This window comes from Hungatella sp. SL.1.14 (assembly GCF_024460495.1).
Taxonomy (GTDB): Bacteria; Bacillota; Clostridia; order Lachnospirales; family Lachnospiraceae; genus Hungatella; species Hungatella hathewayi.
In genome coordinates this window covers 1-25,934 of sequence record NZ_JANFYJ010000011.1, presented here as the reverse complement: position 1 = coordinate 25,934, position 25,934 = coordinate 1, and the positions used below count along the sequence as shown (strand labels likewise).

The following is a 25,934-nucleotide window of genomic DNA, read 5'->3' as shown; positions in this document are numbered from 1 at the left end:
TCCTCCGCGCCTAATCCCGGTACAACTTCTTATAAGCTTCATACTCACTGCCGTTAGCCAGCACATAGTGTTCCGGCCTCACCTCCCGCCAGGAAGGCTTATCCGTCTCATAGTGATGCATGGAGGCGTCATAGACCAGAAGCTTCTTTCCCTTCTCATGCCGCGGATCCGGCATGGGGATCGCCGACAGCAGCGCCCTCGTATACGGGTGAATGGCGTGAGTAATCAGTTCCTCCGTCTCAGCCATTTCCACGATCTCCCCTTTTCTGATGACCGCAATTCTGTCCGTGATAAACCGCATGACCGACAGATCGTGTGCGATAAACAGATAGGTGATCCCCCTCTTCTTCTGCATATCCGCCAGAAGGTTTAACACCTGCGCCCGGACCGACACGTCCAGTGCAGAGATAGGCTCATCCGCAATGATAAACTCCGGATTCATAATCAGTGCCCTGGCAATACCGATTCTCTGCCGCTGACCTCCTGAAAACTCGTGGGGGAACCGGCTGGCAAACTCCGGCAGCAGACCCACATCGAGGAGGGCCTGGTCCACCCGTTTCTTCCGTTCCTTCTCGCCGATCCCCTTCTCAATGTTCATCAGGCCTTCGCTGATGATGTAATCCACCTTGGCCCGCTCATTCAGCGAAGCCTGAGGGTCCTGAAAGATCATCTGGATTTCCCCCATGACCTTCCTGTCCAGCTCTCTGGAGATTCTGCCGTTGATCTTCTCGCCTTTATAGATGATATCCCCGCCGGAAGACGGGATAATTCTCATGACTGCCCGGCCGATGGTCGTTTTACCGGAACCGGATTCTCCCACCAGTCCGAAGGTCTCTCCCTTGTAGATCTTGAAATTGACCTTCTTGACCGCCTCATACCGTTTCTTCCGCTCACCGAACGTGACGTCCAAATCCTTTACATCCAATAATACTTCTCTTTTCATGAAAACAGACCTCCGTTTCGGATTTTTTCAACCACGGAAGGCGGTTCCACCTTCGGTGCCCGTTGATCGAGCAGCCAGGTCTTGGCCTTATGGGTCGGTGACACGTCAAAATACGGCGGCTGTTTTATAAAATCGATCTTTAACGCCTTCGGATTTCTCGGTGCAAACGCGTCCCCCTTTATCTCCGTAAATAAGTTGGGCGGCGTCCCCGGTATCGAGAAGAGATCCGTTCCCTTCACTCCCACCTGCGGAAGCGACGAGAGCAGCGCCCACGTATACGGGTGTCTCGCGTCATAGAAAATGTCCTCGCCCGTCCCGATCTCGATAATGTCTCCCGCATACATCACGGCCACACGGTCCGCAATATTGGCGACCACGCCCAGATCGTGCGTAATCAGGATGACGGATAAATGGTATTTGTGGCGCAGTTCCTTGATCAGATCGAGAATCTGTGCCTGGATCGTCACGTCCAGCGCCGTCGTCGGCTCGTCACAGATTAAAATCTGCGGATTGCAGGCAATGGCGATGGCGATTACCACACGCTGCCTCATGCCGCCGGAAAACTCATGGGGATACTGGCCGAACCGTTTCTCAGGCTCGCTGATTCCCACATCCGCCAGGTATTGCAGTGTTCTGGCCTTTGCCTCGGCGCGGTTCACATTCTGGTGAAGCAGCACCGCCTCCATGATCTGCACACCGATCGTTTTTAACGGACTTAAGCTGGTCATGGGGTCCTGCATGATCATGGCGATCTCACGTCCCCGGATCTTCAGCCATTCCTTTTCCTTTTTCAGTGAAGTCAGCTCCACCGGCTCCCTGTTGTCCGCACCGTAGTACGTGACTTTTCCCGCCGTCACATGGCCGTTCTGGTCCAGAAGTCCCATGAAGGACTTGGTAAACACGGATTTCCCGCTTCCCGACTCTCCCACGATGGCCAGGATCTCTCCTCTGTGTAATTCCATGGAAATTCCTCTGATTGCATGCAGAGTCTTTCCCCTCAGTTCAAATTTAATCTCTAAATCTTCTACCGTCAGTATCTTCTCTGGCATTCCGTTCCTCCTTCTGATCGATCCGTTCTGTCCTGTCTTCTATACATGGTTCTTCGGGTCAGCCGCGTCGGAAAACGCATTGCCGATAATATAGAACGAAATAGTGACAAACGAAAGAATGATGGTGGGATATACCAGCTGGTAACGAAGCGCCGGGCTGGTGATAAGGGCGCGGCCCTCATTGATTAAGTTGCCAAGGCTTGGAATGTTGACCGGAAGCCCCAAACCAATGTACGTGATAAAAACCTCATTTCCAATGGCGGACGGAATCGTCAGCGCCATACGCAGCATAATAACCGACACCAGATAAGGAAGCAGGTTTTTTATGATAATCTTCGCCGTCGGCGTGCCGAGACAACGGCTGGCCACATTGTAATCCCTGTCGCGGATAATCAGAATCTGGTTTCTGATAAAACGCGCCATCTGAATCCATCCCGTAAGGCACATGGCGAAGATCAGTGTCTTCACACCCGGCTTCAAAATATAGGAAATCAGAATCAGAACAATGGTATTCGGTATGTTGTCGATAATATTATAAATCTCAGTCAGTATAAAATCAGCCTTCCGCACATACCCCCAGATGACGCCGACCGTGATGCCGATCAGCGCTTCCGCCAGCGCCACCGATAAGCCGATCAGCAGGGACGTCCTGGTTCCCGCCCAGATTCTGGCCCACAGATCCTGGCCGATGGAATTGGTTCCCAGAATAAACTGGTCTCCGGGCGGAATATTGCGATACTGCATTCCCGCCTCATCATTGACGATCGTATTCGGGTCATACTGGCCCGGAAGATGCGGCTGAATAAAGGTAAAGGCCAGAAGAAGGAGCAGGAGAACGAGAAGAACAACCGCCCCCTTATTCTTTAAGAAAGCCCGGAACGTGCTGCTCCAGTAGGAGTAGTTGCTGTAGCCGGTCCGCTCCACCTCCGCTTCGTTAAAACCGGCGAAGGAGAACAGCTCTTCATCCGTCTGTGGAGCGCCCTTTGCCGCCCGTTCCATGCTGTCCATCAGCTCTGCCTCTTTCGTATGGCGGTAAGAAAACTGCTTCATCATCTGTCACCTCCCTTTTTGCTTAAGCTGATTCTCGGGTCAAGCAGAACCATCAGGATATCGCCGAGAAGCAGACCCATAACACCGACGCAGGCATAGAGAAGCACAATTCCCTGAACCATGGTATTGTCGTGCTTCTTAATCACTGTGACGAGCAGGCCGCCCATTCCCGGAATGCTGTACAGGGATTCGATATAGATGGAGCCGATGACCGTATTTAAAAATGCGGTCGGTATGTACTGGGCCAGCGGAACAAAGGCATTTCGGAAAATATGCTTAAACATGACGCCGCCCTCGGACATGCCCTTTGCCCTGGCCAGCTTTACGTAATCCTTATTGCTCTCATCCACCATGTAGCGTCTCAGCCACATGCCGTAAAATGCGATATTATTTAAAGACATGGAGACGACCGGAAGAATCCAGTACTTCGGATCGTCGATCTGAAACAGCAGACCGACTCCCAGCGCCTGCGTTCCGTACAGCTGGATATAAAGGAAGTAGACCGCCGCAGGAACCGCCTGGATACAGACGATAAATAACGTCCCCAGCTTGTCAAACCATCTGTACTTGTACCTGGCCATCAGCGCTCCCATGGGAAGCCCGACAAACAGCGAAACAATCATGGACAGGACGCCCAGCTTAATAGACACCGGAACCTTATCGGCCAGAATCTCCGCTACCGGCACATTCGCCCGGTAAATTCTGGATACCCCTAAGTCTCCGTGCACCAGGTCGTTAAAGAAGCGTACCACCTGCACCGGAAGCGGATCCGTAAGTCCCATCTCCTGTAAGCTTACCTGGATCTGCTGTGGGGTCAGCTTATCAAAATTGGTGAAATAGCCTTCAATCGGCATCAGACGCAGCAGACAGAAAACGACAGTCAGAATAATGATCAGAGTAAGAAATGATCGGGCAATTCTTTTACCTAGATATTTTAGCATCAGCAACATAACTCCTTTGTAATTTCTTTTTCTAAAAACCCTCTCGGAAGCAGATGTCATCGGCAAATGCGTAAACTACATCTATTTCCGAGAACATTTTTACGTATTTCCGCAGTGATGCGGATGCCTGCCAGAATGTAAAATTCCGGCAAGTATCCGCTCTTTCTGGTTTTACTGGCCTGCTTTTTCCTTATTCGCCTCAAACTCTTCCATTGAGATGTAATGATCCTGCAGATGCTGGCCCTTATACTTTAAGTTGGACACACCAAACGGCGCATACTGGCCTTCAAACACATTGATCTTCGTCGCAAGATACTTGCTTACGCTGATGCTGAAAGGCACGACAAGCGCATGATTAATCAGAGCGGCTTCCGCTTTGGCGAATGCCTCATAACGGGCGTTGATATCCACCTTGATGTCCTTGGCTTCCTCAATCGTCGTAAAGTACTCTAACACCGCATTCGCAGATGGTGTTCCATCCTCGATGGCTTTCGCAAGATTGGCGTACTTGTAGCCCGGATCGTAGCCATTTTCGCCTTTCGCCTGGTAGAACGGATCGGTCCAGGTCTCCGGGTCCGCGTAGTCGGCGCCCCAGTTACACTTTAACATTGCGTACTTTCCGTTGCGGCGGATCTCAGTCAGGAACCCGTCGGTTGGACCAGTCTGCACGATAATATCGATAAAATCAGTTCCCAGCAGTGATTCCATCTGCTGTTCCACTACCTGACACTCCTTATCCCAGTTGACCTCGGTTGGATTGTACGGCAGAAGAACTTTAACAGGGAAGGTAACGCCTTCGGCCGCCAGTTCACTCTTTGCTAAGTCACGGTACTCCACAGCCTTTGCCTCATTAAAGGTATCTCCCAGAGCCGCCATATCGCCAATCTCAGTAAAATCAGTTCCATCTGCATTATAGGTAAACTTCGCCGGAGTGATGGTATGGATCACGTAATCTTCCGGAACGTTCGGCTCCAGCACGGCTACTTCCTTGGTCTTATTCAGCGCGGAAGAAAGGGCCTTCCGGAAATTCTCATTATTTACAGCCTTTCTCCAGTTATCCGGCTCATACTCCGCATCGAACTGCGGATCAAAGTTGAAGCAGTAGAAATAGGAGTAGCTGTTTTTCGGCCGCTCACGGCTGATCAGGTTCTTTGTGTCCTCGTTGCTCAGCCAGTCGTCCAGAATATCAGCTGTGATTATCGCGTAATCGATCTCGCCTCGCTTGATCATCTCCGGCCCAATGGTATTTGCTTCCGCATTGTATATCTTCTGAATTTCATCAATATAAACGATATCTGCATCGTAGTTTAACGTATTCTTTTTGTAAATCCGGCGCTCCTGAGGAGAAAATTCCGACATATAGTAAGAGCCGTTGTAGTACATCTTATCCGCATCCGTTGCAAACGTCTTGCCAAGTTCCTCCAGCTGAGGCCCATAAGCAGGCATGTAGACGATATATGCCAGAGAAGACAGGAAATACGGAACTTCTGTTTCCAGCGTATAGGTAAGCGTATGGTCATCCACAGCCTTCACTCCGACCTCTGAAAAATCAATGGCATTCCATACCACACCGTCATCATCGGCTCCGCCGTTATAAACAAGACCGTTGTAATATTCTTTGGCATTTGCAATCACACCGAACAGATTCTGTACAATACCGCTCTCATATTCCGGTGTCAGCTGGTATTTGATGGCGTCGACGTAATCCTGTGCCGTCACATCGGCTACCGGTGCTCCCGTGTTATCCACCCATTTGGCTTCTCTTAAGTGAAAGGTCCACGTCTTAGACGGCTCGTCATATTCCCACTCCGTCGCCTGGCCCGGCCGAATCTTGCCTTCACTGTCATACTCGATCAGAGTATCGATACAGTAAGCTGCCGTTTTAAAATCGGCTTCTGACGCAGAGACCAGATAATTTAATGTCGCAACCTCCCCCGAGTACAGCTCCTTATACACGACCGGCTTTCCCCCGTCTTCGCCATTCCCGTTCTCATTTTTCCCGGCTTCATTTCCGGCCTGGGCGGTGCTTCCGCCTTCCGTCGTCTTTTTACCGCCGCATCCGCTGAGCACGGTCGAAGCAGCAAGAACGGCACAGAGCAGTGCCGCAGTCAATCTTCTTTTCTTCATAAGTTATCCTCCATGTTCCTAATATTTCTAACCCTTTCGGGATTAGTTCTTATACACTTTGGCCGGTTACGGCTCAAACCCGGGAACTCCTGTAATGCCGATCCCGTCATTCTCGTTCATTCGGATCATCGCGCCTTCATAAACCGGCCCTCCCGTATAAGGATCCACGGAACAGAGCGATGGGCCATCCAAATCCGCGCGGGTAATAATCCCCTTCCCCGCCGCCAGATGAGCCGCCGCGCTGACCGCGATCTTACTCTCCAGCATACAGCCGATCATGCACTCCACACCATAGCTTTCCGCTATGGCGCAGATCTTCAGCGCTTCATAAATTCCGCCGGTCTTCATCAGCTTAATATTAATGAGATCCGCCGCCCGGTTTTGGATAATCCGCACCGCATCCTCCGGTGAAAACACACTTTCATCCGCCAGAACAGGCGTGGCCACATTGGCCGTCACAAACTTCATCCCGTCAAAATCGTGGGCATTCACCGGCTGTTCCACTAAATCCATCTCAATTCCCGAATCCTCCATGGCCCTGATAATGCGAACAGCGTCCTTGGCCGTCCAGCCCTGGTTGGCGTCGATGCGCAGACGGATCTCCGGGCCTACAGCCGCCCGAATCTCCCGGATTCTTTCAATATCTTTTACGCCTTCTTTTCCCACCTTGATTTTCAGGATCCGAAAGCCCTGTTTAACCGCCTTTAAACTGTCCTCCACCATCTCGTCCACACCGTTGACGCTGATGGTCAGATCCGTCTCCACTTCTGTCCTGCTGCCTCCCAGAACCCGATACAACGGTTTCCTGCAGGACTGGGCATACAGATCATAGAGCGCCATATCCACAGCCGCCTTGGCCGACGTATTCTTCACAATACAGCCGTGAAGCTTTTTCATCATGCCGTCCAGGTTATCGATCTCCATTCCAATCAGATTCGGAGCGATAAATTCCTCCACGGCACACCGGATCGATCCTTTCGTATCCCCGGTTATCACAGCTGTGGGAGGGGCCTCTCCGAAGCCCATTCTGCCGTCATCCGCGGTCACTCTGACCACAATATCATTCACGCTGTTCACGGTCCGCAGAGCCGTCTTAAACGGTGTCACAAGCGGAATATTCACCTCCGCCGTCTCGATCTTCGCTATTCTCATACTCAAACCTCCGAATTTCTATGATACAGCCACAGAGCCGTCTCCGCCATCACACGCTCGTAAGCCGGCGTGTCGGTATCGTTTCCACAGTAACACACGATAAATGGCTGTTTTGCATATATAATTCCAACATCATGTGTAATTCCGCAGTCCTCCCCCGTCTTGTGGGCGATTTCCGGTTCCTCCGGCAGCGCCTGTAAATAAAACGGTATTTTGCTGCACAGCTGCTGGTTCTTCAAAATAGAAATCATCGCTTCGCTGGCCGTCCGGCTCACCAGCCGTCCCTGATACATCTCCCGCAGAAGACGTCCCGTCTCCGCCGCCGTTATGTAGTTCTGGATTCCCTGCTTCGATTTCTCCGTATCGTACATCTTCCGCCGGAGCACCGTATCGCGGTATCCCAGCTGCCTGATGGTGCGGTTAATCTCCTCGATTCCCAAAAGATCGATGAGCACATTCGTCGCCGTATTATCGCTGAAAATAATCATCAGTGTCACGAGATCAAGAACCGTCACTTCGATTCCGTCATGGAGATACGTAAGTGCCCCGCAGGACGGCACACAGTCCTCCCGCCTCATGCGGATGATCCTGTCCGGACTCAGAGTCCCCTCTTCAAACCTTGTAAATGCCTCTGTCATCACAAACAGCTTGATGACGCTGGCTGCCATCATCCGTTCCTCCTCGTGATACGCCGCCCGTTCACCGGTCACAAGATTTTCATAATAAAATCCCGTCTTTCCCGGAAGACCTTTTATCTGATCTGTCACATTGAGTTCTATTGTATCCAGCCCTGACGCCTCTGGCTTTATGCCCTCTGTCATACCGCTTCCAGTCCCCTCTCCTGTCTGTTCCGGTCCGCATCCGCACTGCGCGGGCCGCGGCCGCAGTCAACATTTCATATAGAAAAAAAGAGGCACTGCACCTACCACCTACAGCTACCTCATTGCACCTGATTTTGCGACCGATCCGTATTCTTTATGAAATATAATCTTATGTATAAGTATAATAAATTTCACAAAAAAAGCAAGCAATATTTCCCGTTCTTCCGGTAATTTACAGCCATTTTCCGCAGGATTCTCCTCCTGCACCGCTGTGGGGAGACTACTCCTGAAGCTGCGCTTTCAACAGCTGAAACTGATTCTTGTGAAACGATATCTGCCCTTCCTTCTCAAGCCGCCCCAGCTCCTTCGACAAGGCGCTCCTGTCCACGGCCAGATAATCCGCCATTTCCTGCCGGTTTAAGGGGATAGAAAAGGATTCCCCTCCCGCCTTCCCTGCCTGCTCCGAGAGATAGGAGAGAATCTTTTCCCTGGTTGAACGTTTTCCCATATGGCCGATCTTCTGTGTCAGAGCCATATTCTTTTCCGCCAGGATCTTAAGCATATTACGGACCAGACGGTTATGGAACTCACATGCGGACGGACATACCGTAATCATTCGCTCACAGTTTATAAAGAGCACCTCAGTCTTCTCCGCAGCAGTCACGCTGACCGGCAGGGCTTCCACACGAGCAAAGGAAAACGCCTCCCCAAACAGACCGCCCCGCTCCACATGGGCCATAATCGTCCGGTTTCCCCAGAAATCATCGGAAAACACCAGCACACTGCCCGATAAGACCATGCCAACCTGATCCGCCCGGCCTCCTGCCATAAAAATATAATCTCCCTCATCAAACCGGACTCTTCTGCCGCCGAGACACGGAAGCAGCTGCTCCAGTTCCCCATTTTCAATTCCGTCAAACAGTGAAACCATCGTACTCCTCCACACCAATCTTTTTTATTCGATTACTTCCCGTCTGTTTTACAATTTCTTTTCTATTTCGTTGCAAAAACAACATACTTTTATGTTTCAGTATAGTATGATACCTCTATCGAGTCAAGGAGGAAAAAACTATGATAAGAAAAATCATTCACATTGATACAGATGCCTGTACCGGCTGCGGGCTGTGTGCCGAAGCCTGCCACGAGGGCGCGATTCAGATGACAGACGGAAAAGCAGTTTTGACAAGAGAGGATTACTGCGACGGTCTGGGAGACTGTCTGCCGGCCTGTCCTGCAGGGGCTATCTCCTTTACAGAGCGCGAAGCGCCTGCCTACGACCACGCGGCTGTACAGAAGGCCAAACTGGCCCGGAATCAGGCAGGACAGGCAGGCCGGGAAAGCAGCTGCGCCTGTCCCTCTGCTGCCTCCCGCTCCTTATCCGGCAGCACCGCTCAGAATCCATCAGGAATAAAAGAAGTCCCGGGCTGCCTGTCCCAATGGCCTGTTCAGATCAAACTGGCGCCTGTCCACGCTCCCTATTTTGACAATGCCGACTTATTGATCGCGGCGGACTGCACCGCTTTTACCTACGGGAATTTTCATCACGATTTCATCCGGAACCACATCACCCTGATCGGCTGCCCCAAATTAGACAACACCGATTACTCCGATAAGCTGACGGAAATCCTGCGGGAAAATACCATCCGCTCCATAACGGTAACCCGCATGGAAGTTCCCTGCTGCGGCGGAATAACGTTCGCGGTAGAACGGGCAGTCGAAAACAGCGGGAAAGATATTCCCTGTAATGTGTTTACCATAGGGATTGATGGGAATTTGCTGTAAAGACAGATTAAAGATACCATAGAAAAAAGACACCCGCAACCGGATGTCTTTTTTACTTAAAACCCTTGATTTTATTAATGCGCCGAACATGATTCGAACACGCGGCCTTCTGGTCCGTAGCCAGACGCTCTATCCAGCTGAGCTATCGGCGCATATTGCTTTCGCAACGGTATTAAGTATAGCCGATAGCAATCATTTTGTCAACTGGTTTTTGTTTTTTTCTTTATTTTTTGTGATTCACAAATGAAAATGTCCCGATTATACCGAGAAAACTTGTAGATAATGAGAAAGCCATTGGGTATGCTGCTTCCCCGATGGCGATGGCTGTTTTACGGTTTTCATTGACATCTGGGCTTTCATTAGAACCCTCAAGGATCAAAGGACTCATTGCTGACAAGAAAATTGGAATAAATGGGACATTTACAATCGTTTTTCATAATTTCCAGTAAATAATCCCATCGCGCGCGATTCTCTCCACAAGCCCTTCGCCATACATAAATTCCAGGCAGGAGAATGTCTTCGCCCAAATCTGGGTACAGGAGACGAAATGGCGGTAGTCCGGCGGCCCCTGGCTTCTTCCGTAGGCCCGGACGCCGACATCCCGGGTGGTCATAAGCCCCCCATCCTCTTCCAGTATCCTCTTCATGATCTCACATTTATCCAGATAGCCAAGAATAATCCGGTTGGCTTCCTTTCCCACATCCTCTATGGGACCGTAATGGCACGGCAGAATCCGACAGTCCGCATACCGGTGTTTCATATAGCCAAGGGACTCCATATAGCATTTTAAAAGTCCCAGATCCTTCTGCTGGCTGCCCACAATCGGCACAATGGTCGTCATAATCTGATCCCCGCAAAACAGGAATCCATGTGACCTCTCATAGAGCCCGCACTGCCCGAACGTATGGCCCTTTAAAGAAACGACATCGAATACATACTCCCCATAATCCAGGGTCTCGCCGGGATGGACCGGGATAAAGCTGAAATCCTGGGCTTTTCCACGTTCCGCATAAGCGCGGCCGGTATATTCCATAATAGCCTGATAGACCTCCGGCGTATCCTTTTTTGTCACACCCACGATACGCAGATTCTGAATGCGCGACGCTTCATCCGCCAGATAGCAGTGAAGCAGATCTGCCCGCTTCCTGGTCTCCTCCGGATTCATAAACACGCTGGCTCCAAGCTCCTGCAAAGCCGGTACCAGCCCCGTATGATCCGGATGGTCGTGGGTAATGAACACGTCCAGGTCCTTATAGGAGACTCCCAGCGTCTCCACCATGCTGCGCAGAATCTCCCAGTCCCGTTCAAACCGGAAGGAGGTATCCACCATCAGACTGCGTCCCGGCTGCCGGATCAGATAGAGATTGCGCGGACTCATGTGACGGTCAGAATAGGAAATCGTCTCCTGAAATATATTGTGGTAAATTTCCTGCATATCGTTCTCCCCCTCACATCGCTGCTGTTTACCGTTAATAATCTCCATTGTAAAAACTTTCCGGACAAATGTCAAATAGAATTCCGGACTGCCACGGTCTCTCCTGATTTTTCAATGGCTCTGGTTTACCAATACCTTCAAAACTGCTGCTGGTGCCAATACAGGTACTGGCTTTTCCATTGTTAATCCTGTATAATAAATATATCGATTAATTGGAGGGGATTATGAATTTACCACAATTGTACTATTTTCGAAAACTGGCAGAAGTTCAGCACTACACCGAGGCAGCCAAAGCGCTTTACATCACTCAGCCAAGCTTAAGCGACTCCATCGCATCTCTGGAAAAGGAACTCGGGGTATCCCTTTTCCAGAAAAAGGGACGTAATATCCAACTCACCAAATACGGAGAAGAGTTTTACCAGTACGTCAGCGAATCCCTGAGTATCCTGGAACACGGCATCTCCCTGATCAAGGAGAAATCCGGTCACATCAGCGGCTCCATCGATATTGGCTGCATTCCTACCCTGTTAGGCGACTTTTTACCGGAGGCCCTGGATCTTTATCAGCAGAAGAATCCTCTTGCCACGCTTAATATCTACCACGGAATGTCCATTGAGGTGGCACAGGGCGTTTCCTGCGGCAAATATGACATCGGCTTCTGTTCCATGGTGGATGACATGCCCGATCTGGTCTTTGTTCCCATTACCTATCAGGAACTGATCGCCATTGTCCAGGACAACCACCCGCTGGCAGACCGGGGCGCCATGTATCTGTCCGACTTAAAGGATTACAGGCTGACCACCTACCGGGATACGATTCCCATCGGCAAGGTCGTCCGCAGGCTGCTGAAAGAAAAGGGAGTGGAGGCTGTCTATTCCTATGACGATGAAATCTCCATTGCAGGCAGAATATCCAAATCCTCGAAGGTAGCCATTGTAGCCGACACCCCTTATTTAAGGCAGTTTAACAACCTTTCCAAAGTCCGGCTCCTCGACGTCCCCAAAGATACCCGCATGATCTACATGGTATACAGCAGGAAAAACTTCATCACCTCCGCCGTGGAGGCCTTTGCAAACTTTATGGTTGCCAATTGCTTAAACATGCCGGACTAGAGCGTATTTGAAAATTGCTTTCTGTTCTGCCCTGATCACCGTCCTGTCACGCAAAAAAGGAACCGCCCTCTGCTCTCGGAACAGAGGAACGGTTCCTTTTCTCATACTCACAATTTTCTAAAATGTAATACCAAAGGTAGCCATCAAAGCAATCACCAAACCTGCTGCTGCCGCCGGGATCATAGTCCCCAGAATCACATGCTTATAACTTTCTTTTAAGCTGCAACCGCAGATGGACATGGTTAGTATTGCCACGGAGGAGTTCGGCAGCTTATTTAAAATCAGGGCTGACTCTGTCACGATTCTGTGCAGGGCCTGGACATTGACCCCCATATCCACAAACGCCTGGCCAAAGCTCTCCAGGAAAATCGTTTCCCCGGAAATCGCAGACCCGGTCAGACCGGTCAAAACAGCAGTTCCGAAATACGCCTTTAAGTACACCGGCATATTCATGGATAACACGGCCTGCTGCAGCGCCTGAAACGCAGGCGACAGGCTGAGCACCTTGGAAAGTCCCATAACCGCCGCCACAGTCAGCATGGAATTCAGTCCGGATCCCGCGCCCGTTTTAGCGGAGGCCTTGATGTTCTCGATATGTTTAAACTGGGTCGCCATGATCAGCAGGATTCCCACGGTCAAAGAAAACAGAATACTCGTGGAGGTTCCCCAGCTGGAGGTGGCCACTACGATGCCGAATACCACAATAAACGGCAGTACCGACATTCCGATGCCGGGCAGCTCTTCATCACTCATAACCTTATTGGAGCTGGTATACATGGCCAGCAGCTCCTCATTCGTATGCTTCTTGTGGCTCTGGGCCTGGGCATAGTTGAAATATACAAAATAACACACAGCCACAATCGCGGTAAATACCAGGGATAAGAACGGCGCCGATCCCAGTGACGTTCCCAGATATCCGCTGGGAAGGACATTACAGATATCCAGGGTATACATAAATCCATTGGCAGAAGCTCCGCCGCCCAGCAGCATAAACGGAAGCAGCCGGCGGTCCATCTTATTTTCACGAAGCAGATTGTCAGCGATCGGATACAGTACAAACACCATGATATAGCCGTTGATGCCTAAAAGAGTAATAAAAAAGGTACAGATCAGGATGACCAGGCCCACCATCCTGGCTCCCAGCTTCTGGGTCAGCCATTTGGCAATTTTGGTGGCCAGTCCGGTTTCCAGCACCAGCTGTCCGAAGATACCTCCCATACCCAGGATCAGAAACCAGGAAGTTACGAAACCTCCGGCACCGCCGGAAAATGTGGTAAGAAGACCGTCGGACAGGCTAAGTTGACTGCTTAATAAGATAATTACCGCCGTTATCACGGTGGCGCAGATCATGTCAATCCCCTTGATGATCATGACTACTAAAAGCGCAATGGCAAAGATAAGCCCCATTGTTGCTAACATAAAAACACCTCCATCATTTATTATTTAGTTCCGGCCTGCACTTTCCTGCCGCTGTCATACTCTCTGTCCGGCCATCCGATTATCACATTCATCACCGTGGGAAGGATGAGGGTGAATAAATTGATATAGGATGCCGCAGTCAGTCCTTTCGATACCAGGGTCGTAAGCCCTGCCTGGGAAATCACCCAGGTAAGACAGATATAGACAAAAGTAAGGACAGCTCCCCGCCGGTTGCGCCTGGCTTCGGAGACCTTCGGATCTTCCCCGGTCTTTTTCTGATACCAGTTCAGAACGCGGTCATTAAAGCCCTGTGCATAGTTGATCGCCGTGGAGATCGTTGCAAAAAAGATTGCTATGGTAAGCAGCGTCAGGGAAATTGCCCTGACGGCGCCGCCCGCCCAGCCGTTCTGTACCACCATGATTGTATACACGGCTTTTCCGTTTGCCCATCCATCGTAAACCGCACTGTAGTTTCCCGCCAGGTTTATGGCGTTCATCTCCAGGAATACCCAGTTTACAATCACGGACAGGATCACCGCCCATCGCAGAGTTTTCTTATTATCAAACAGCTGCGCATGATTGACGTACGCGCCGAATCCAGCCAGATTCTGACCGGAAAAGATATAGGCCCATACAAATGCAATGAAAAGATATTTGAAAAAGCTGCCTGCGCCCGATGCGATCCCGGCCTCCATGCTGCTGCTCATAACAGCCATCTCGTTTGCCAGTTTTCCGCTTCCGATATTGAAAATAAGGTTCGGAACGTGAACGACAACCAGGGCGATAAAGATAACAGAACTCATGAAGACCGCATTTTTCCGTACCAGCTCCGTACCTTTCATACATAGAAGAAACATGATAATTCCCACAATAAATGTGGTCCATATGTACGGAATCCCCGTCAGCTCCTTAAGGGCTGAGCCGGAGGTGGAATAGGCCAGTGCCATACATACGATGAGCAGCCAGTTAAAATTCAGTTCATACACGATCTGCATCGGTTTTGCCAGCACGCCTCCCCAGAATCTGGAGCCGTATTTTTCAAGGAAATTCCCATAGTCGAAGGTTCTGAAATCCATGGCGAACTTCATGAAAAAATAGATGATAAAGCAGTTGATCGCCGCCACCACCAGAGGCATAAGCAGACAGAAGTACGGTTGTGTCACCTCCGGAAGCATACCGTAAAATCCTGTGTTCCGGAAAAAATAAGTCCAGGGTGTGGAGCCTGACGCAAAACCGCCTCCGCACTGCGAGCTGAATGCAATGGATACAAACACCAGCACAGCTCTCCAGTCTACAGCTGTCCCACCGCTTCCAACATTTTCGCTTTTCATACGTAAACCCTCCTCGCTTATATTTAACAGACATCATTGCATGAGTTCTGTTAATTTATTAACAAAAGAATCTAAAAAAATCCCCTACCTCTCCGCTTCCTTTTCCCGTGTCTGCCAGTGTGCCGTCATTCTGTCCAGCGGCATTTCCAATAGTCCGGTCCCCTCAGAATATGCGTAAACCGCAAAGCCCCTCTTACAGCGGAACACGCATTCCAGACAGGGATCTTCATCGCAGTAGCAGAACGCATCCGTATCTGCCAGTGCAAATACCATGGGGGAACGTTTTTCCTTCCTCACATATTTTAAATAACCGCCCGTAAAGGTCTTCAAATAGATCCACTCCGGTACGCAATCCTGTTTTTTCGTCTTCCACGATACCTTTACCGCGTTGTCGTTATAGCCGCCGGTAATCTGGTAACTGAGTTCTAAAATCTCCTTTGCCTCCCCGGCGTCTGTCGGCACCAGGCGCTCTGCTTCTTCACTGCAGCAGAAAATCTTCTTCTCCTCAAGCGCCTGGCCCCCGGTAACTGGAAATAAGCTGTTACAGCTTCTGCAGCGGTAAAACACGACCTCCGGACACTGATCCGCGCGAGGTTTTCTGGTATCCCGGCATCTTTTCGGTCCAAATTTCTGTTCAATCATTGTGCTCCGGCCCCTCCATTCTCTTTTCCAGTTCCTCTTTCAACAGATACTTCTTTACTTTCCCGCTGCCCGTATGGGGAATACGGTCGATCAGTTCCAGTCTCTCCGGCCAGAACCGTTTCGGGACGCCGTTCCGGCAAAGCCATCCGGTCACATCCTCCAGCTTTAAATGTTCAAATCCCGGCAGCGGAACGGCAAAAGCGCAGATTCTCTCGCCCAGCCGGTCGTCCGGCATTCCGATCACCGTGTGGTCGCCCATTCCCGGACAGCCTTCCAGCCGGTCATTAATCTCGTTGGAATTCAAATTCTCTCCGCCGCGGACAATCATATCTTTCTTTCTTCCAATAATATGAATATTACCCGCCTCATCCATGACGCATAAATCACCGCTGTGAAACCAGCCGTCATCGTCCAGCGCGCCGTCCGTGATTCTTTTATCCTTTAGATATCCCACAAACACATTGGGTCCCCTGGAAAGCTCCTCTCCCGGTACCCCGGGCGGTACGTCGTTACCCTCGTCATCCACAACCCGGATCTCAACGCCTTCGATGGGCCGGCCGGACGTGGTTCCGTTTAATGTAAGCGCCTCCTCGGGCCGTACAAACACATGGGGAACGCTTTCCGTCGAACCGTAGACCTCACAGAGCAGAATTCCGAAGCTCCACGCCTTCTGCACCATATAGCCCGGCACCGGAGCGCCGCCGCAGAGGTAAAGCTTCAGGAACGGCAGTTCTCCGCCGCCGTTCTCCAGTTCCCGGAGAATATCATAGATAAATGGCGTAGCTCCCATAGAAAAAGTACAGCGCTCCCGATTCATCAGATCAATGGCCTCACGGCAGCGGTACTTCTGCTGAAGCACCACTTTCGCTCCGATCAGCATGGGAGCGATCAGCCCGTGATGGAAGCCGGTTGCATGATTTAACGGCGCAGGCATGAACATGATGTCCTCACTGGTCAGCCCCAGTTCCCTGGTAAATACCTCCTCGCTGTAACGGATATTATTGTGGGTGAGCAGAACTCCCTTCGTCCCGCTGGTCGTCCCGGAGGTGCAGAGTATCAGCGCCAGATCCTCTCCGGTCCGCCTGGTCTCCGCCCGGTCCAAGTCTGCCGGCCCGCTCTCCGCCTGGTCTGTCTCCATACTCCCGGTCCCCGCATCACATCTGTCCAGTATTTCCTGAAACGAGGCGATCGCTCCGGCATCCGGCTTTTCACCGCCCACAATGACGACACAGGACAGCGACGGAATGGATTCTCTCACAGCCAGAATCCGGCTCGCATAATCCGTCTTATGAAAAAAGGAGGGGCCGAAGTAAACCTTTGACTCTGTTAAATTCATGCTCCGGATCAGTTCCTTTTCCTCATAGGACATGGCGATGGGATGGGCTACGGCTCCGGTCATAAAGCAGGCGATCGTCACCACCGCGAACTCGCTCCAGATGGGGAGCTGGAACGATACCGCGTCTCCCGGCAAAACCCCCTGTTCCCGGAGAAAGGCCGCCACTTTCGATGCGGCCTCGTCCATCTGCCGGTAGGTATACCGATTTCCCCTGTCATCCACCACATATTCCCGTTCGGAATACTTCGTCACGGATTCTCTCCAACAGTCCAGCAGCGTAATATCCTTCCAGTAACCTTTGGAAAGATACTTTTCCCGCTGGATGGCATTGATCTTAATCTCATCAGTCATGACCCGTCTCCTATCCCTTTTTGTGCGCCTCCTGCCGGACCGCACGCCATCCGCGCATGTACTGCGGGATGTCCGGAGATCCGTTCCATCACCCCTGCTGTCTCGCCTTTAATTCCTTCACAAGAGCCGGAACAATCTCAAACACATCGCCTACGATGCCGTAATCTGCCACCTCGAAGATCGGCGCCGTATCATCCTTATTGATCGCCACAATGGTTCCGGAACCGCTCATGCCCGCCACATGCTGGACAGCGCCGGATATGGCGCAGGCAAAGTAGATCTTCGGAGTTACCGTAGTGCCCGTCTGCCCTACCTGTTTAGACTGCGGCATCCACCCTGAATCGACTGCCGCTCTGGAGCATCCGACCGTTCCGCCAAGCACGTCAGCCAGTTCCTTTAATACTTTGAAATTCTCTCCATTCTTCATACCGCGGCCGCCGGATACGATCACCTCCGCGTCCTGAAGCGGGATATCGTTGTCCTCGCACGCCTTTATGAAATCAACCACCTTCGTCCTGATCTCGCTTTCCGGTGTGTGGATGGGCTCCACAATGATCTCCGGTCTGTTATCCATCACCTTTTCCGGCTTTTTAAACGCCCCCGGTCTGCAGGTTCCCATCTGCGGTCTTGTCTCGCTGCAGAGGATCTGTGCATAAAGATTTCCGCCAAATGCAGGCCGTTCCCAGACCACATTACCGCTCTCCTCGTCGACGCTGAGCGCCGTACAGTCTGCAGTCAGCCCTGTACGCAGGCTGACTGCAATCTTCGAGCCCAAATCCCTGCCGTTTACGGTTGCCCCCACCAGAATCGTATTGGGTTCATACTTTTCGCAGAGCTTTAAGAATACATTTCCATAAGCGTCAGCGGAGTAATTTTCGTATTCGTCCCCCTTTACCACATAAATCTTATCCGCGCCGTACTCTCCGGCCTCCTTCACCGCCTCATCCACATCCTTTGCGATGACTACGGCACATAACTTCTGCTTTAAGCCATCCGCCAGCTTTCGCCCCTGGCCAAGCAGCTCAAGGCCCACGCTTTTAGGCTGCCCCTGGAAGCATTCGATAAATACCCATACGTCCTTACATGTATCAAAACTCATCTCTCGCGACCTCCTTTTGCCGTCCTTAAAGTACCTTTGCCTCTGCCAGCCTGTCAATCAGGGTCCCTGCGGTCTCCGCCGGGCTGCTGCCTTCAATGTTCATACAGTTAGCATTTCTCTTTGGTGTAAAAGTTGCTTTTACCTTTGTGGGGGACCCCTTTAACCCCATCTTGGTCGTATCGGACCCTGGCAGGCTCGCCAGAGTGATCTCTCCGATCTCTGCTTTTAAGGAAGTAAGAACGCCTTTGATGGTAGCATATCTGGGCTTATTGCTCTCCTTTGTCGCAGTGCAAAGCACCGGAAGGCTGGCCTCTATGATCTCCACGCCCTCTTCCACCTGGCGCCTGGCGATCACCTTATCGCCCTCGACCTCCATATCGAGAATATACGTCAGCCTGACCGCGCCCAAATGTTCTGCAATACTGGGGGCCGTCTGTCCCGTATCTCCGTCGATGGCCTGTTTGCCGCCCAGGATTACATCAAATTCACCCAGCATCTGAATCGCCTGAGACAGAATATAACTGGTGGCGTACGTATCAGAACCGCCGAAGGCGCGGTCGGTAACGAGATACGCTTCATCTGCGCCCATGGCCAGCGCTTCCCGGAGCACTGCCTTCGCCTGAGGCGGTCCCATGGAAATCACGGTCACTTTTCCACCATAGCGGTCCTTCAGCTGAAGGCCTGTTTCCAGTGCATTTTTATCAAAAGGGTTCATGATACTCGGTACGCCGGTACGAATCAGCGTATTTTTCACCGGATCGATCTTGATCTCAGTGGTATCCGGAACCTGTTTTATACAAACAACGATATTCATCTTCATCCCTCCTGGCAGTTTTTACTTATATTCCTTTTCCAACACACCTGCAATGGTCATCCTCTGAATCTGGTTTGCTCCCTCAAAAATCTGGAATACCTTGCAGTCCCTCATCAGTTTTTCTACCGGATACTCCCTGCTGTAGCCGTATCCGCCAAAGATCTGGACCGCATTGGAGGTCACCTCCTGAGCACAGTCGGACACAAAGGTCTTACAGATGGAGCCTTCCTTCTGCACCATGATTCCCTGATCCATCATCCGCATGGTATTGTTGACCAGGCATCTGGATGCTTCAATTTTGATTGCCATGTCAGCCAGCATCTGCTGTACCATCTGGAATTTAATAATAGGAGTATTAAACTGCTTTCTTTCTCTGGCATACTTCACGGATTCATCCAGTGCACGCTGCATGATTCCGACAGCCAGGGTTGCCACAAAGGCTCTGGATAAGTTGAGAGCGTTTAAAGCCAGCTTAAAGCCTGATCCCTCAGGGCCTACCATGGCGGATGCCCTGACCCGGACATTTTCAAAGATCAAATCCGTTGTATTCGACAGTCTGAGTCCCATCTTATTCTCGTGTGCTCCCACAGTAACACCGGCTGCATCCGCGTCAACAATAAATGCTGATATTCCTCTGTGGCCTGCCGCCGGATCCGTCTTAAAGAATCCCACAAAGACATCTGCCAGGGCCCCGTTGGTGATGAACGTCTTTGTACCGTTTAAAATGTACTCATCCCCGTCCTTCACAGCGGTGGCGCGCATCGCCGCAGGATCGGAACCGGCGTTGGGCTCCGTCAGGGCAAATCCGGCAAATCCGCCGGGGGCAATCTTATCCGCAAAATACTGTCCCTGCTCCTTTGTCCCTGCAAGGATTACATTTCTAAGTGCCACGAACGTGGTTACAAAGGTGATGGCGTAGCCCGCGTCCACCTTTGCCAGCTCCTCAAAAATCATGGCGGTGGTCTCATAGCTTAAACCGGTTCCGCCGTATTCCTCCGGGATTTCCAGCATGTGAAGTCCCATATCAAATCCCCATTGAAACAGCTCTCTCGGACACTCCCCTTTCTCGTCCGCGTCCTTTACATGAGGTTTTATTTCATTTTCCGCCATCTCCCTTACGAGAGCAAGCAGTGCTTTCTGTTCATCGGTGTAAAGTAAGCTCATGTTATTTTCACTTTCCCCTTTCTGGTTGGTCGTTTTACATTACAGTGGTTTCAGTCCTGTCGCGCCTTCTGCTGCTCCGGATGCAATGATTTCCCCGATCTGTTCGTCACTGTATCCCAGCTGCTTCATAATCTCCACCGTATGGGCGCCCTGCATGCCTCCGATCACATAGTCCGGTTTGCCCAGAGATGCGAAGCCTACGGGGTTGGTGGGCATGATCTTTCCGCCTGACGGATAAGGAATCTTTGTCAGCACATCGTTGGCCCAGGCCTGCTCATCCTCATAGATATCCAATGGTTCATAGGCGGCTTCACACGGCATATCATTCGCCTTTAACATCTTCATTAAGTCTTCTCTGTCGATCTTTGCAATGGCTGCATCCAGCACATCGGTCACTTCTTTATTTAAATGGTTGTTGTTGACATCCGCGCAGTGACGGTACTGCTCTTTTTCCAGCATTTCCGGACAGCCCAGAAGCGTGAACATTTTTTCATAATCACGGTCGTACTCCGGACAGCAGATGCAGACCCACTTGTTGTCCCTGGTTCGGAACACATTGTTAAATGGATTGGGAACTTCTTTTCTGCTCTTCGGGTACTGGTTTCCGTACTGTGCGGAGATCAGGCCGGTGCTCAGCGCATAAACAGCCGCGTGATGCAGTCCGATGGTGACCTTGTCTCCCTCTCCGGATTTTTCCCTGCGGTACAGAGCCGCACAGATACCGGAAGCCAGCGCCATAGCTACCTGAAAATCGCCAAACCCGTTGGTAGGTATCATAGGTGCGTCACCGCGGTTTACCGTAGTTCCGAATACGCCGCCTCTCGCCATGTAACAGGTCACATCAAAGCCCGCCGTATCCTTCTCCGGCCCTTTTTCGCCGTATCCTAAAACCTGGGCAAATATCAGCTTCGGAAACTTTTCTTTTAAGGTATCGTAGTCCAGTCCCAGCTTTACCAGGGACTTCGTTCTCGTATTGGTCACGAATACGTCGGCTTCCTCCAGAAGCTTATAACAAACCTCCAGCCCCTTTTCTGTCTTCAGGTTCAGAGTGATAAATTTCTTATTTAAGTTTGCCACATCAAAGGCCAGATTCTCGTCATCGGTAAACGGCATATTAAACACGGCGCCCTGAGTCCTGGCAGGATCTCCTTTGTGTGATTCGATCTTGATACAGTCGGCTCCCCATTCGCCAAGTACGCGAACCGTCGTAGGAGCCGCCAGATACGTGGTTAAATCCACTACTTTTACGCCTTCTAATGGTTTCATTCTTCTTCCTCCATATATGGGAAAAGGGTCTCCAGGTCCGGAGTATGTTGAACCTGATGACCCTTTTGTGTCAGATATCTTCGATGTCAAAACGGTTTGCCCGGAGCATCGTTCGGTAAGGGTTAGATTACGTATTCGATATGAGCACCGTGCTTAATGGTATTTCTGGAAATTGTAATTCTCTGTACGGTCGGGGCCCCTTCCTCTAACCACATCGCGCGGCAGTCACGGTAGAGACGTTCAACCGGGCCGTACTTGCAGTCTTCAAAGTATCCGACACCACCAAAGATTTCCAGCATTTCATCACTGACTCTTCTGGTTGTATCGATACTGTACAGCTTACACATGGCAGCTTTTTCTTCGATATATTCTCCAGTCGGATTCTCCATGTATGATTTAGCAAAATCGTAAACCATGCAGCGAAGAGCGTGTACCATCATGGACATATCGGCAATCTTGCAGCGGATTGCCTGACGGGTTCCGATCGGCTTTCCGAAGGTTACGCGGTCAGCGGCATACTGTAAGGACAGTTCCAGCATTCTCTGTGCCATACCTAAGTTGCTGGCAGCGATATGAGCACGGGATACGGATAAGGAGTGCATGGCAATCTCCAGTCCCTGACCCTCTTTGCCTAAGAGGTACTTCTTATCGATGCGGCAGTCAGTAAATTTCAGTTCGCCATGGCCGGCTCCGCGGCATCCCATCATATGAGGCATGTTGATTACCTCAAATCCTGGAGCGTCCATCGGTACAAAGAATGCGGACAGTCTGTCATTCTTATCGGACTCCGGATTAGTCACCGCGATTACGTAAGCAAATTCGCAGCAGTCGGTATGGGAAATCAGTGTCTTTTCACCGTTTAAAACGTAGGAATCGCCGTCTTTCACTGCAATGGTATGTAAGTCAGCGCCGGTACCTCCCGTCGCCTCTGTCAGTGCGAAGCAGGTAAATACCTCTTTGTTCTGGAACTTCGGCATATACTCTGCCTTTACTTCTTCACTGCCGTAATCATCGAGAATTCTCCAGTTCAAATCCATTGCATAGTGAAGATGCATTCTCATTCCGCCCGGTCCTCTGGAGAACTCTTCCTGAACCTGTAAAATTTCCAGTTCATTCAATCCGTATCCGCCGTACTCTTCCGGAAGGGAGCAACGGTATAAATCGTTCTGGATTGCCAAATCATAGAACTCCTGAGGAAACTTATTGGTTACTTCCACTTCCTTCTGGATTTCCTCAAGGGGCCCCTCTGCCAGCTCACGGATCTGCTTTAAATACGCCTGGAATTCTTCATTGGATAATTTGCTCATTTGATATATCCTCCTTCTTTATTGTTGTTAAATATTTTTTTAACAATCTTGATAAATCCATTATAGCCTGCAGCGAAGGAAATATCCAATCGGTCCTGACCGCGATAATTCCGATAATTGATAGTTAAAACCTATAATTCCTTTTTTCCGTTGTAAATGGATTTTTGCAATGATATAGTATAGCTTGGAGTCACTGCACTAAGCTCGAAAAGACGTCCGCTAAGTGCTCATAACGAGGAGGTATGCATATATGAGATCAGAGATAATGGACGGCATCCTGAGACATATTCATCCAATCGGAGGCATAGAAAACGCCAGGCTTCTGGAGATCTCTCCGGGCCATGCGAAACTCTCCATGGAAATTACTCAGGAAGCCTTAAACCTTTACGGAAATGTTCACGGTGGATTTTTATTCTCTCTCTGCGATATGGCCGCAGGAATGTCCACTTACGCCTATGAGACCACCAATGTCACGGAATGCAGCAGCATCAATTTTTTAAGAGGGGTAAATACCGGAACCATCTATATAGAATCCAACGCCATACACAAAGGCAGGAAAACCGTTGTCAATCAGGTAACCGTCACCAATGACGCCGACAAGCTGGTGGCATCCGCAAACTTTACGATGTTTTTAATCGCACCGGTCTAGTACTCCATCCGGCTGTCATACATTTCAGAACCAAATTAGTACACCATATAAGCTTAAGCAGCGCATTTTCGCTTCAGAAACATGTTGTAGGTTGAACCAGTAAGATGCCAATGATATCATATAGATAGAAACTTAAGAAAGTGGTGAATCCAATGGTAAAACAGCGTAATAATTTCAAAATGCTCTAAGCATATTATATGACATACTTATGTATGAAAAGGAGGCTCTAAAATGTGTACAAGTTTTGCAGTATACCATCAGAAAAAGGCAATTTACGGTATGAATTTCGATACCGATGAAATCGCTTTAAAACTAAAAATCAATCGTTATCACGACAGGGACTTATTTTACTTTTCAGCCCTGTTAGAAAACAAATACAGGGATATCGCCGGTTTTAACAGCGAAGGCCTTTTTATCTGCACACAGGCAGTAGATTATGGTCCGGACTTTCAATCAGGCTGTGATGAAAATGATTGGTATGCCTTTGATCTTCTCGATGAAGTACTAAAGAAAGCAAAAAAATCATCTGATTCTTTCGAAATTCTCAATAAAAGAGTGATCTCGTATCCCAGAAATCCACTGTACCCCAATTTAGGGCTGCATACTATGATTGCTGATAAAAGTGGTGATGCATTTATTCTGGAAGAAGGAGGGGATACAAATAGAATAAGCCCTATTTCTGATGATTTTATTGTCATGACTAATTTTCCAAATGGGAATTTTAAAGACGAAGATTATCGTAAAGTGTCCGGGATCGGAGCTGACAGATATGTTTGTGCCTATGAATCTATACAGAAGCATATTCAAAGCTTTGGAATAAATGAAGCCTTTGAAGTTTTAAGTAGAACCAGTCAGAAGAATACGCTGTGTTCCATCGTATATGAACCATTAAAAAACGAAATTTATATCAGTTTTAAAAAAGATTTAAGCAAAAAATGGAAAATCTCTGTTATCGAAAAAACAATCCAGTCAACCGATGGATTCTTAAGCAATCATAAAATTCCATTTACAAAGGAAGAAGTACTTGTGAATGATCTTCTTCGCTTATATAAGTGAAAACCATACCATGGAAATTCCTGAATAACAGGGCATGGCCCGCCAAATACAAAAAAGCTTGAAACCCTCTGAAACAGAGAATTTCAAGCTTTTAATTCATGCCGGCGACCGGAATCGAACCGGTACGGGCGATTAGGCCCGCAGGATTTTAAGTCCTGTGCGTCTGCCAGTTCCGCCACGCCGGCATATCATGATTTCTCATGAAAATGGGACCTACAGGGCTCGAACCTGTGACCCTCTGCTTGTAAGGCAGATGCTCTCCCAGCTGAGCTAAGATCCCTTTTTTGTAACATGCATTGAAACAATACAACATATGCTGGTAATAAATGCTGCATCAACGATTTCATGCAAACGACCCGGATGGGATTCGAACCCACGACCTCCGCCGTGACAGGGCGGCGCTCTAACCAGCTGAGCCACCAGGCCAGATTTCAAATATTTAGTTCAGTGTTAGTGGACCTTCGGGGACTCGAACCCAGGACCGACCGGTTATGAGCCGGTTGCTCTAACCAACTGAGCTAAAGGTCCTAAATATTGTAATCTGATTACTATTTAGTTGTTACAAAGCCGATGATCGGACTCGAACCGATAACCTGCTGATTACAAATCAGCTGCTCTGCCAATTGAGCCACATCGGCATATTCCATTCCGCCTCACTGATATCCGGTGGAATAAGTGACCCCAACGAGATTCGAACTCGTGTTACCGCCGTGAAAGGGCGATGTCTTAACCGCTTGACCATGGGGCCTTATTAATTCGCATCTGATGCGTTAGAAATACTTATCAGTATTTCTAAACTCCCCGAGTAGGACTTGAACCTACGACAGCGCGGTTAACAGCCGCGTGCTCTACCGACTGAGCTATCGAGGATTATTATACCATGAAGATAATCCTTTTGGCAAGGCATATACCCTCAAAACCACACATTGTACATATCTTTTCATCCGTTCTTATTTCCTCTTTTTCCTAAACCAACTTGGTTAAGCCCTCGACCTATTAGTGACAGTCAGCTCCATACGTTACCGCACTTCCACCTCTGCCCTATCTACCTCGTCGTCTTCAAGGGGTCTTACTCTTGCGATGGGATA

Annotated in this window: 22 protein-coding genes, 8 tRNA genes and 1 rRNA gene; 4 read left to right on the top strand and 27 right to left on the bottom strand. The window is 49.9% G+C overall.

The features are described from left to right. Nucleotides 1-10: 10 nt before the first annotated feature. From NE473_RS13340 to NE473_RS13305, 8 genes are all read right to left on the bottom strand, one after another. Nucleotides 11-943: an ATP-binding cassette domain-containing protein gene (locus NE473_RS13340; protein ID WP_256265279.1), complete on the bottom strand. Its 933-nt coding sequence runs from the start codon at nucleotides 941-943 to the stop codon at nucleotides 11-13. Beyond that, complete coding sequence (locus NE473_RS13335; RefSeq protein WP_006770755.1) at nucleotides 940-1,992, bottom strand: ABC transporter ATP-binding protein; 1,053 nt, start codon at nucleotides 1,990-1,992, stop codon at nucleotides 940-942. The genes NE473_RS13340 and NE473_RS13335 overlap by 4 nt, the downstream gene beginning before the upstream one ends. 39 nt (nucleotides 1,993-2,031) lie before the next feature. Continuing rightward, nucleotides 2,032-3,045: an ABC transporter permease gene (locus NE473_RS13330; RefSeq protein ID WP_256265278.1), complete on the bottom strand. Its 1,014-nt coding sequence runs from the start codon at nucleotides 3,043-3,045 to the stop codon at nucleotides 2,032-2,034. Beyond that, the gene (locus NE473_RS13325; protein WP_039890261.1) at nucleotides 3,042-3,983 is read right to left on the bottom strand and encodes an ABC transporter permease; all 942 of its coding nucleotides are present in this window, start codon (nucleotides 3,981-3,983) and stop codon (nucleotides 3,042-3,044) included. Before NE473_RS13325 ends, NE473_RS13330 begins: the two co-directional genes overlap by 4 nt. A gap of 171 nt (nucleotides 3,984-4,154) precedes the next feature. After that, entirely contained in the window at nucleotides 4,155-6,110 is a 1,956-nt protein-coding gene (locus NE473_RS13320) for a peptide ABC transporter substrate-binding protein (RefSeq protein WP_256265277.1), read from the bottom strand. Between the two features lie 66 nt (nucleotides 6,111-6,176). Then, complete coding sequence (locus NE473_RS13315) at nucleotides 6,177-7,262, bottom strand: dipeptide epimerase (protein ID WP_006770751.1); 1,086 nt, start codon at nucleotides 7,260-7,262, stop codon at nucleotides 6,177-6,179. Nucleotides 7,263-7,264: 2 nt separating this feature from the next. After that, entirely contained in the window at nucleotides 7,265-8,083 is an 819-nt protein-coding gene (locus tag NE473_RS13310; RefSeq protein WP_256265276.1) for a serine hydrolase, read from the bottom strand. A 280-nt stretch (nucleotides 8,084-8,363) separates the two neighbouring features. Further along, nucleotides 8,364-9,014, bottom strand: coding sequence for a Crp/Fnr family transcriptional regulator (locus NE473_RS13305; RefSeq protein ID WP_006770748.1), 651 nt, complete (start codon nucleotides 9,012-9,014; stop codon nucleotides 8,364-8,366). Nucleotides 9,015-9,154: 140 nt separating this feature from the next. On the opposite strand from NE473_RS13305, the gene NE473_RS13300 reads away from it, so the two are divergent. Then, complete coding sequence (locus NE473_RS13300) at nucleotides 9,155-9,865, top strand: ATP-binding protein (RefSeq protein WP_055649847.1); 711 nt, start codon at nucleotides 9,155-9,157, stop codon at nucleotides 9,863-9,865. A 78-nt stretch (nucleotides 9,866-9,943) separates the two neighbouring features. Here the strand turns inward: NE473_RS13300 and NE473_RS13295 are convergent. Next, nucleotides 9,944-10,017, bottom strand: a tRNA-Arg gene (locus NE473_RS13295). A gap of 281 nt (nucleotides 10,018-10,298) precedes the next feature. Further along, the gene (locus NE473_RS13290) at nucleotides 10,299-11,300 is read right to left on the bottom strand and encodes an MBL fold metallo-hydrolase (protein WP_070102782.1); all 1,002 of its coding nucleotides are present in this window, start codon (nucleotides 11,298-11,300) and stop codon (nucleotides 10,299-10,301) included. Nucleotides 11,301-11,524: 224 nt separating this feature from the next. Here NE473_RS13290 and NE473_RS13285 point away from each other — a divergent pair, with 224 nt between their 5' ends. After that, nucleotides 11,525-12,412, top strand: a complete 888-nt coding sequence (locus NE473_RS13285) for a LysR family transcriptional regulator (RefSeq protein WP_006770743.1) — start codon at nucleotides 11,525-11,527, stop codon at nucleotides 12,410-12,412. A 117-nt stretch (nucleotides 12,413-12,529) separates the two neighbouring features. On the opposite strand, the gene NE473_RS13280 is transcribed toward NE473_RS13285, so the two are convergent. The 9 genes from NE473_RS13280 to NE473_RS13240 form a co-directional block, all read right to left on the bottom strand. After that, nucleotides 12,530-13,831, bottom strand: a complete 1,302-nt coding sequence (locus NE473_RS13280) for a GntP family permease (RefSeq protein ID WP_006770739.1) — start codon at nucleotides 13,829-13,831, stop codon at nucleotides 12,530-12,532. A 20-nt stretch (nucleotides 13,832-13,851) separates the two neighbouring features. After that, on the bottom strand, nucleotides 13,852-15,162 hold the full coding sequence (locus NE473_RS13275) for an SLC5/6 family protein (RefSeq protein WP_242866105.1): 1,311 nt from the start codon (nucleotides 15,160-15,162) through the stop codon (nucleotides 13,852-13,854). Between the two features lie 84 nt (nucleotides 15,163-15,246). After that, the gene (locus tag NE473_RS13270) at nucleotides 15,247-15,804 is read right to left on the bottom strand and encodes a hypothetical protein (RefSeq protein ID WP_055649846.1); all 558 of its coding nucleotides are present in this window, start codon (nucleotides 15,802-15,804) and stop codon (nucleotides 15,247-15,249) included. Beyond that, complete coding sequence (locus tag NE473_RS13265) at nucleotides 15,797-17,491, bottom strand: AMP-binding protein (protein ID WP_055649845.1); 1,695 nt, start codon at nucleotides 17,489-17,491, stop codon at nucleotides 15,797-15,799. Before NE473_RS13265 ends, NE473_RS13270 begins: the two co-directional genes overlap by 8 nt. An 88-nt stretch (nucleotides 17,492-17,579) precedes the next feature. Continuing rightward, nucleotides 17,580-18,590, bottom strand: a complete 1,011-nt coding sequence (locus tag NE473_RS13260) for an electron transfer flavoprotein subunit alpha/FixB family protein (RefSeq protein WP_022032656.1) — start codon at nucleotides 18,588-18,590, stop codon at nucleotides 17,580-17,582. A 25-nt stretch (nucleotides 18,591-18,615) separates the two neighbouring features. Then, nucleotides 18,616-19,404, bottom strand: a complete 789-nt coding sequence (locus tag NE473_RS13255) for an electron transfer flavoprotein subunit beta/FixA family protein (protein WP_055649844.1) — start codon at nucleotides 19,402-19,404, stop codon at nucleotides 18,616-18,618. Nucleotides 19,405-19,425: 21 nt separating this feature from the next. Next, nucleotides 19,426-20,568: an acyl-CoA dehydrogenase family protein gene (locus NE473_RS13250; RefSeq protein ID WP_022032658.1), complete on the bottom strand. Its 1,143-nt coding sequence runs from the start codon at nucleotides 20,566-20,568 to the stop codon at nucleotides 19,426-19,428. Between the two features lie 39 nt (nucleotides 20,569-20,607). Next, nucleotides 20,608-21,834, bottom strand: a complete 1,227-nt coding sequence (locus tag NE473_RS13245) for a CaiB/BaiF CoA transferase family protein (protein ID WP_055649843.1) — start codon at nucleotides 21,832-21,834, stop codon at nucleotides 20,608-20,610. A gap of 122 nt (nucleotides 21,835-21,956) precedes the next feature. Then, complete coding sequence (locus tag NE473_RS13240) at nucleotides 21,957-23,141, bottom strand: acyl-CoA dehydrogenase family protein (protein ID WP_022032660.1); 1,185 nt, start codon at nucleotides 23,139-23,141, stop codon at nucleotides 21,957-21,959. A 250-nt stretch (nucleotides 23,142-23,391) separates the two neighbouring features. On the opposite strand from NE473_RS13240, the gene NE473_RS13235 reads away from it, so the two are divergent. After that, nucleotides 23,392-23,790 (top strand): PaaI family thioesterase, encoded by a 399-nt coding sequence (locus NE473_RS13235; protein WP_055649842.1) that lies wholly within the window; start codon nucleotides 23,392-23,394, stop codon nucleotides 23,788-23,790. 231 nt (nucleotides 23,791-24,021) lie between these two features. After that, a complete protein-coding gene (locus tag NE473_RS13230) occupies nucleotides 24,022-24,846 on the top strand; it encodes a C45 family peptidase (protein ID WP_055649841.1) in 825 nt (274 codons plus the stop codon). A 99-nt stretch (nucleotides 24,847-24,945) separates the two neighbouring features. Here NE473_RS13230 and NE473_RS13225 read toward each other — a convergent pair. The 8 genes from NE473_RS13225 to NE473_RS13190 form a co-directional block, all read right to left on the bottom strand. Continuing rightward, nucleotides 24,946-25,031, bottom strand: a tRNA-Leu gene (locus NE473_RS13225). A gap of 22 nt (nucleotides 25,032-25,053) precedes the next feature. Further along, nucleotides 25,054-25,126, bottom strand: a tRNA-Val gene (locus NE473_RS13220). 72 nt (nucleotides 25,127-25,198) lie between these two features. Continuing rightward, a tRNA-Asp gene (locus tag NE473_RS13215) sits at nucleotides 25,199-25,272 on the bottom strand. Nucleotides 25,273-25,300: 28 nt separating this feature from the next. Then, nucleotides 25,301-25,374: transfer RNA gene (locus tag NE473_RS13210), tRNA-Ile, on the bottom strand. 37 nt (nucleotides 25,375-25,411) lie between these two features. Then, nucleotides 25,412-25,484: transfer RNA gene (locus tag NE473_RS13205), tRNA-Thr, on the bottom strand. 38 nt (nucleotides 25,485-25,522) lie between these two features. Beyond that, a tRNA-Glu gene (locus NE473_RS13200) sits at nucleotides 25,523-25,594 on the bottom strand. Nucleotides 25,595-25,643: 49 nt separating this feature from the next. Next, nucleotides 25,644-25,716: transfer RNA gene (locus NE473_RS13195), tRNA-Asn, on the bottom strand. A 106-nt stretch (nucleotides 25,717-25,822) separates the two neighbouring features. Then, nucleotides 25,823-25,934 (bottom strand): 23S ribosomal RNA (locus NE473_RS13190); the annotation flags it as partial.

Excerpts from the sequence above, each read along its gene's own strand:
- NE473_RS13340 (WP_256265279.1), bottom strand. The coding sequence starts at position 943 with ATGAAAAGAGAAGTATTATTGGATGTAAAGGATTTGGACGTCACGTTC.
- NE473_RS13335 (WP_006770755.1), bottom strand. The coding sequence starts at position 1,992 with ATGCCAGAGAAGATACTGACGGTAGAAGATTTAGAGATTAAATTTGAA.
- NE473_RS13330 (WP_256265278.1), bottom strand. The coding sequence starts at position 3,045 with ATGATGAAGCAGTTTTCTTACCGCCATACGAAAGAGGCAGAGCTGATG.
- NE473_RS13325 (WP_039890261.1), bottom strand. The coding sequence starts at position 3,983 with ATGCTAAAATATCTAGGTAAAAGAATTGCCCGATCATTTCTTACTCTG.
- NE473_RS13320 (WP_256265277.1), bottom strand. The coding sequence starts at position 6,110 with ATGAAGAAAAGAAGATTGACTGCGGCACTGCTCTGTGCCGTTCTTGCT.
- NE473_RS13315 (WP_006770751.1), bottom strand. The coding sequence starts at position 7,262 with ATGAGAATAGCGAAGATCGAGACGGCGGAGGTGAATATTCCGCTTGTG.
- NE473_RS13310 (WP_256265276.1), bottom strand. The coding sequence starts at position 8,083 with ATGACAGAGGGCATAAAGCCAGAGGCGTCAGGGCTGGATACAATAGAA.
- NE473_RS13305 (WP_006770748.1), bottom strand. The coding sequence starts at position 9,014 with ATGGTTTCACTGTTTGACGGAATTGAAAATGGGGAACTGGAGCAGCTG.
- NE473_RS13300 (WP_055649847.1), top strand. The coding sequence starts at position 9,155 with ATGATAAGAAAAATCATTCACATTGATACAGATGCCTGTACCGGCTGC.
- NE473_RS13290 (WP_070102782.1), bottom strand. The coding sequence starts at position 11,300 with ATGCAGGAAATTTACCACAATATATTTCAGGAGACGATTTCCTATTCT.
- NE473_RS13285 (WP_006770743.1), top strand. The coding sequence starts at position 11,525 with ATGAATTTACCACAATTGTACTATTTTCGAAAACTGGCAGAAGTTCAG.
- NE473_RS13280 (WP_006770739.1), bottom strand. The coding sequence starts at position 13,831 with ATGTTAGCAACAATGGGGCTTATCTTTGCCATTGCGCTTTTAGTAGTC.
- NE473_RS13275 (WP_242866105.1), bottom strand. The coding sequence starts at position 15,162 with ATGAAAAGCGAAAATGTTGGAAGCGGTGGGACAGCTGTAGACTGGAGA.
- NE473_RS13270 (WP_055649846.1), bottom strand. The coding sequence starts at position 15,804 with ATGATTGAACAGAAATTTGGACCGAAAAGATGCCGGGATACCAGAAAA.
- NE473_RS13265 (WP_055649845.1), bottom strand. The coding sequence starts at position 17,491 with ATGACTGATGAGATTAAGATCAATGCCATCCAGCGGGAAAAGTATCTT.
- NE473_RS13260 (WP_022032656.1), bottom strand. The coding sequence starts at position 18,590 with ATGAGTTTTGATACATGTAAGGACGTATGGGTATTTATCGAATGCTTC.
- NE473_RS13255 (WP_055649844.1), bottom strand. The coding sequence starts at position 19,404 with ATGAATATCGTTGTTTGTATAAAACAGGTTCCGGATACCACTGAGATC.
- NE473_RS13250 (WP_022032658.1), bottom strand. The coding sequence starts at position 20,568 with ATGAGCTTACTTTACACCGATGAACAGAAAGCACTGCTTGCTCTCGTA.
- NE473_RS13245 (WP_055649843.1), bottom strand. The coding sequence starts at position 21,834 with ATGAAACCATTAGAAGGCGTAAAAGTAGTGGATTTAACCACGTATCTG.
- NE473_RS13240 (WP_022032660.1), bottom strand. The coding sequence starts at position 23,141 with ATGAGCAAATTATCCAATGAAGAATTCCAGGCGTATTTAAAGCAGATC.
- NE473_RS13235 (WP_055649842.1), top strand. The coding sequence starts at position 23,392 with ATGAGATCAGAGATAATGGACGGCATCCTGAGACATATTCATCCAATC.
- NE473_RS13230 (WP_055649841.1), top strand. The coding sequence starts at position 24,022 with ATGTGTACAAGTTTTGCAGTATACCATCAGAAAAAGGCAATTTACGGT.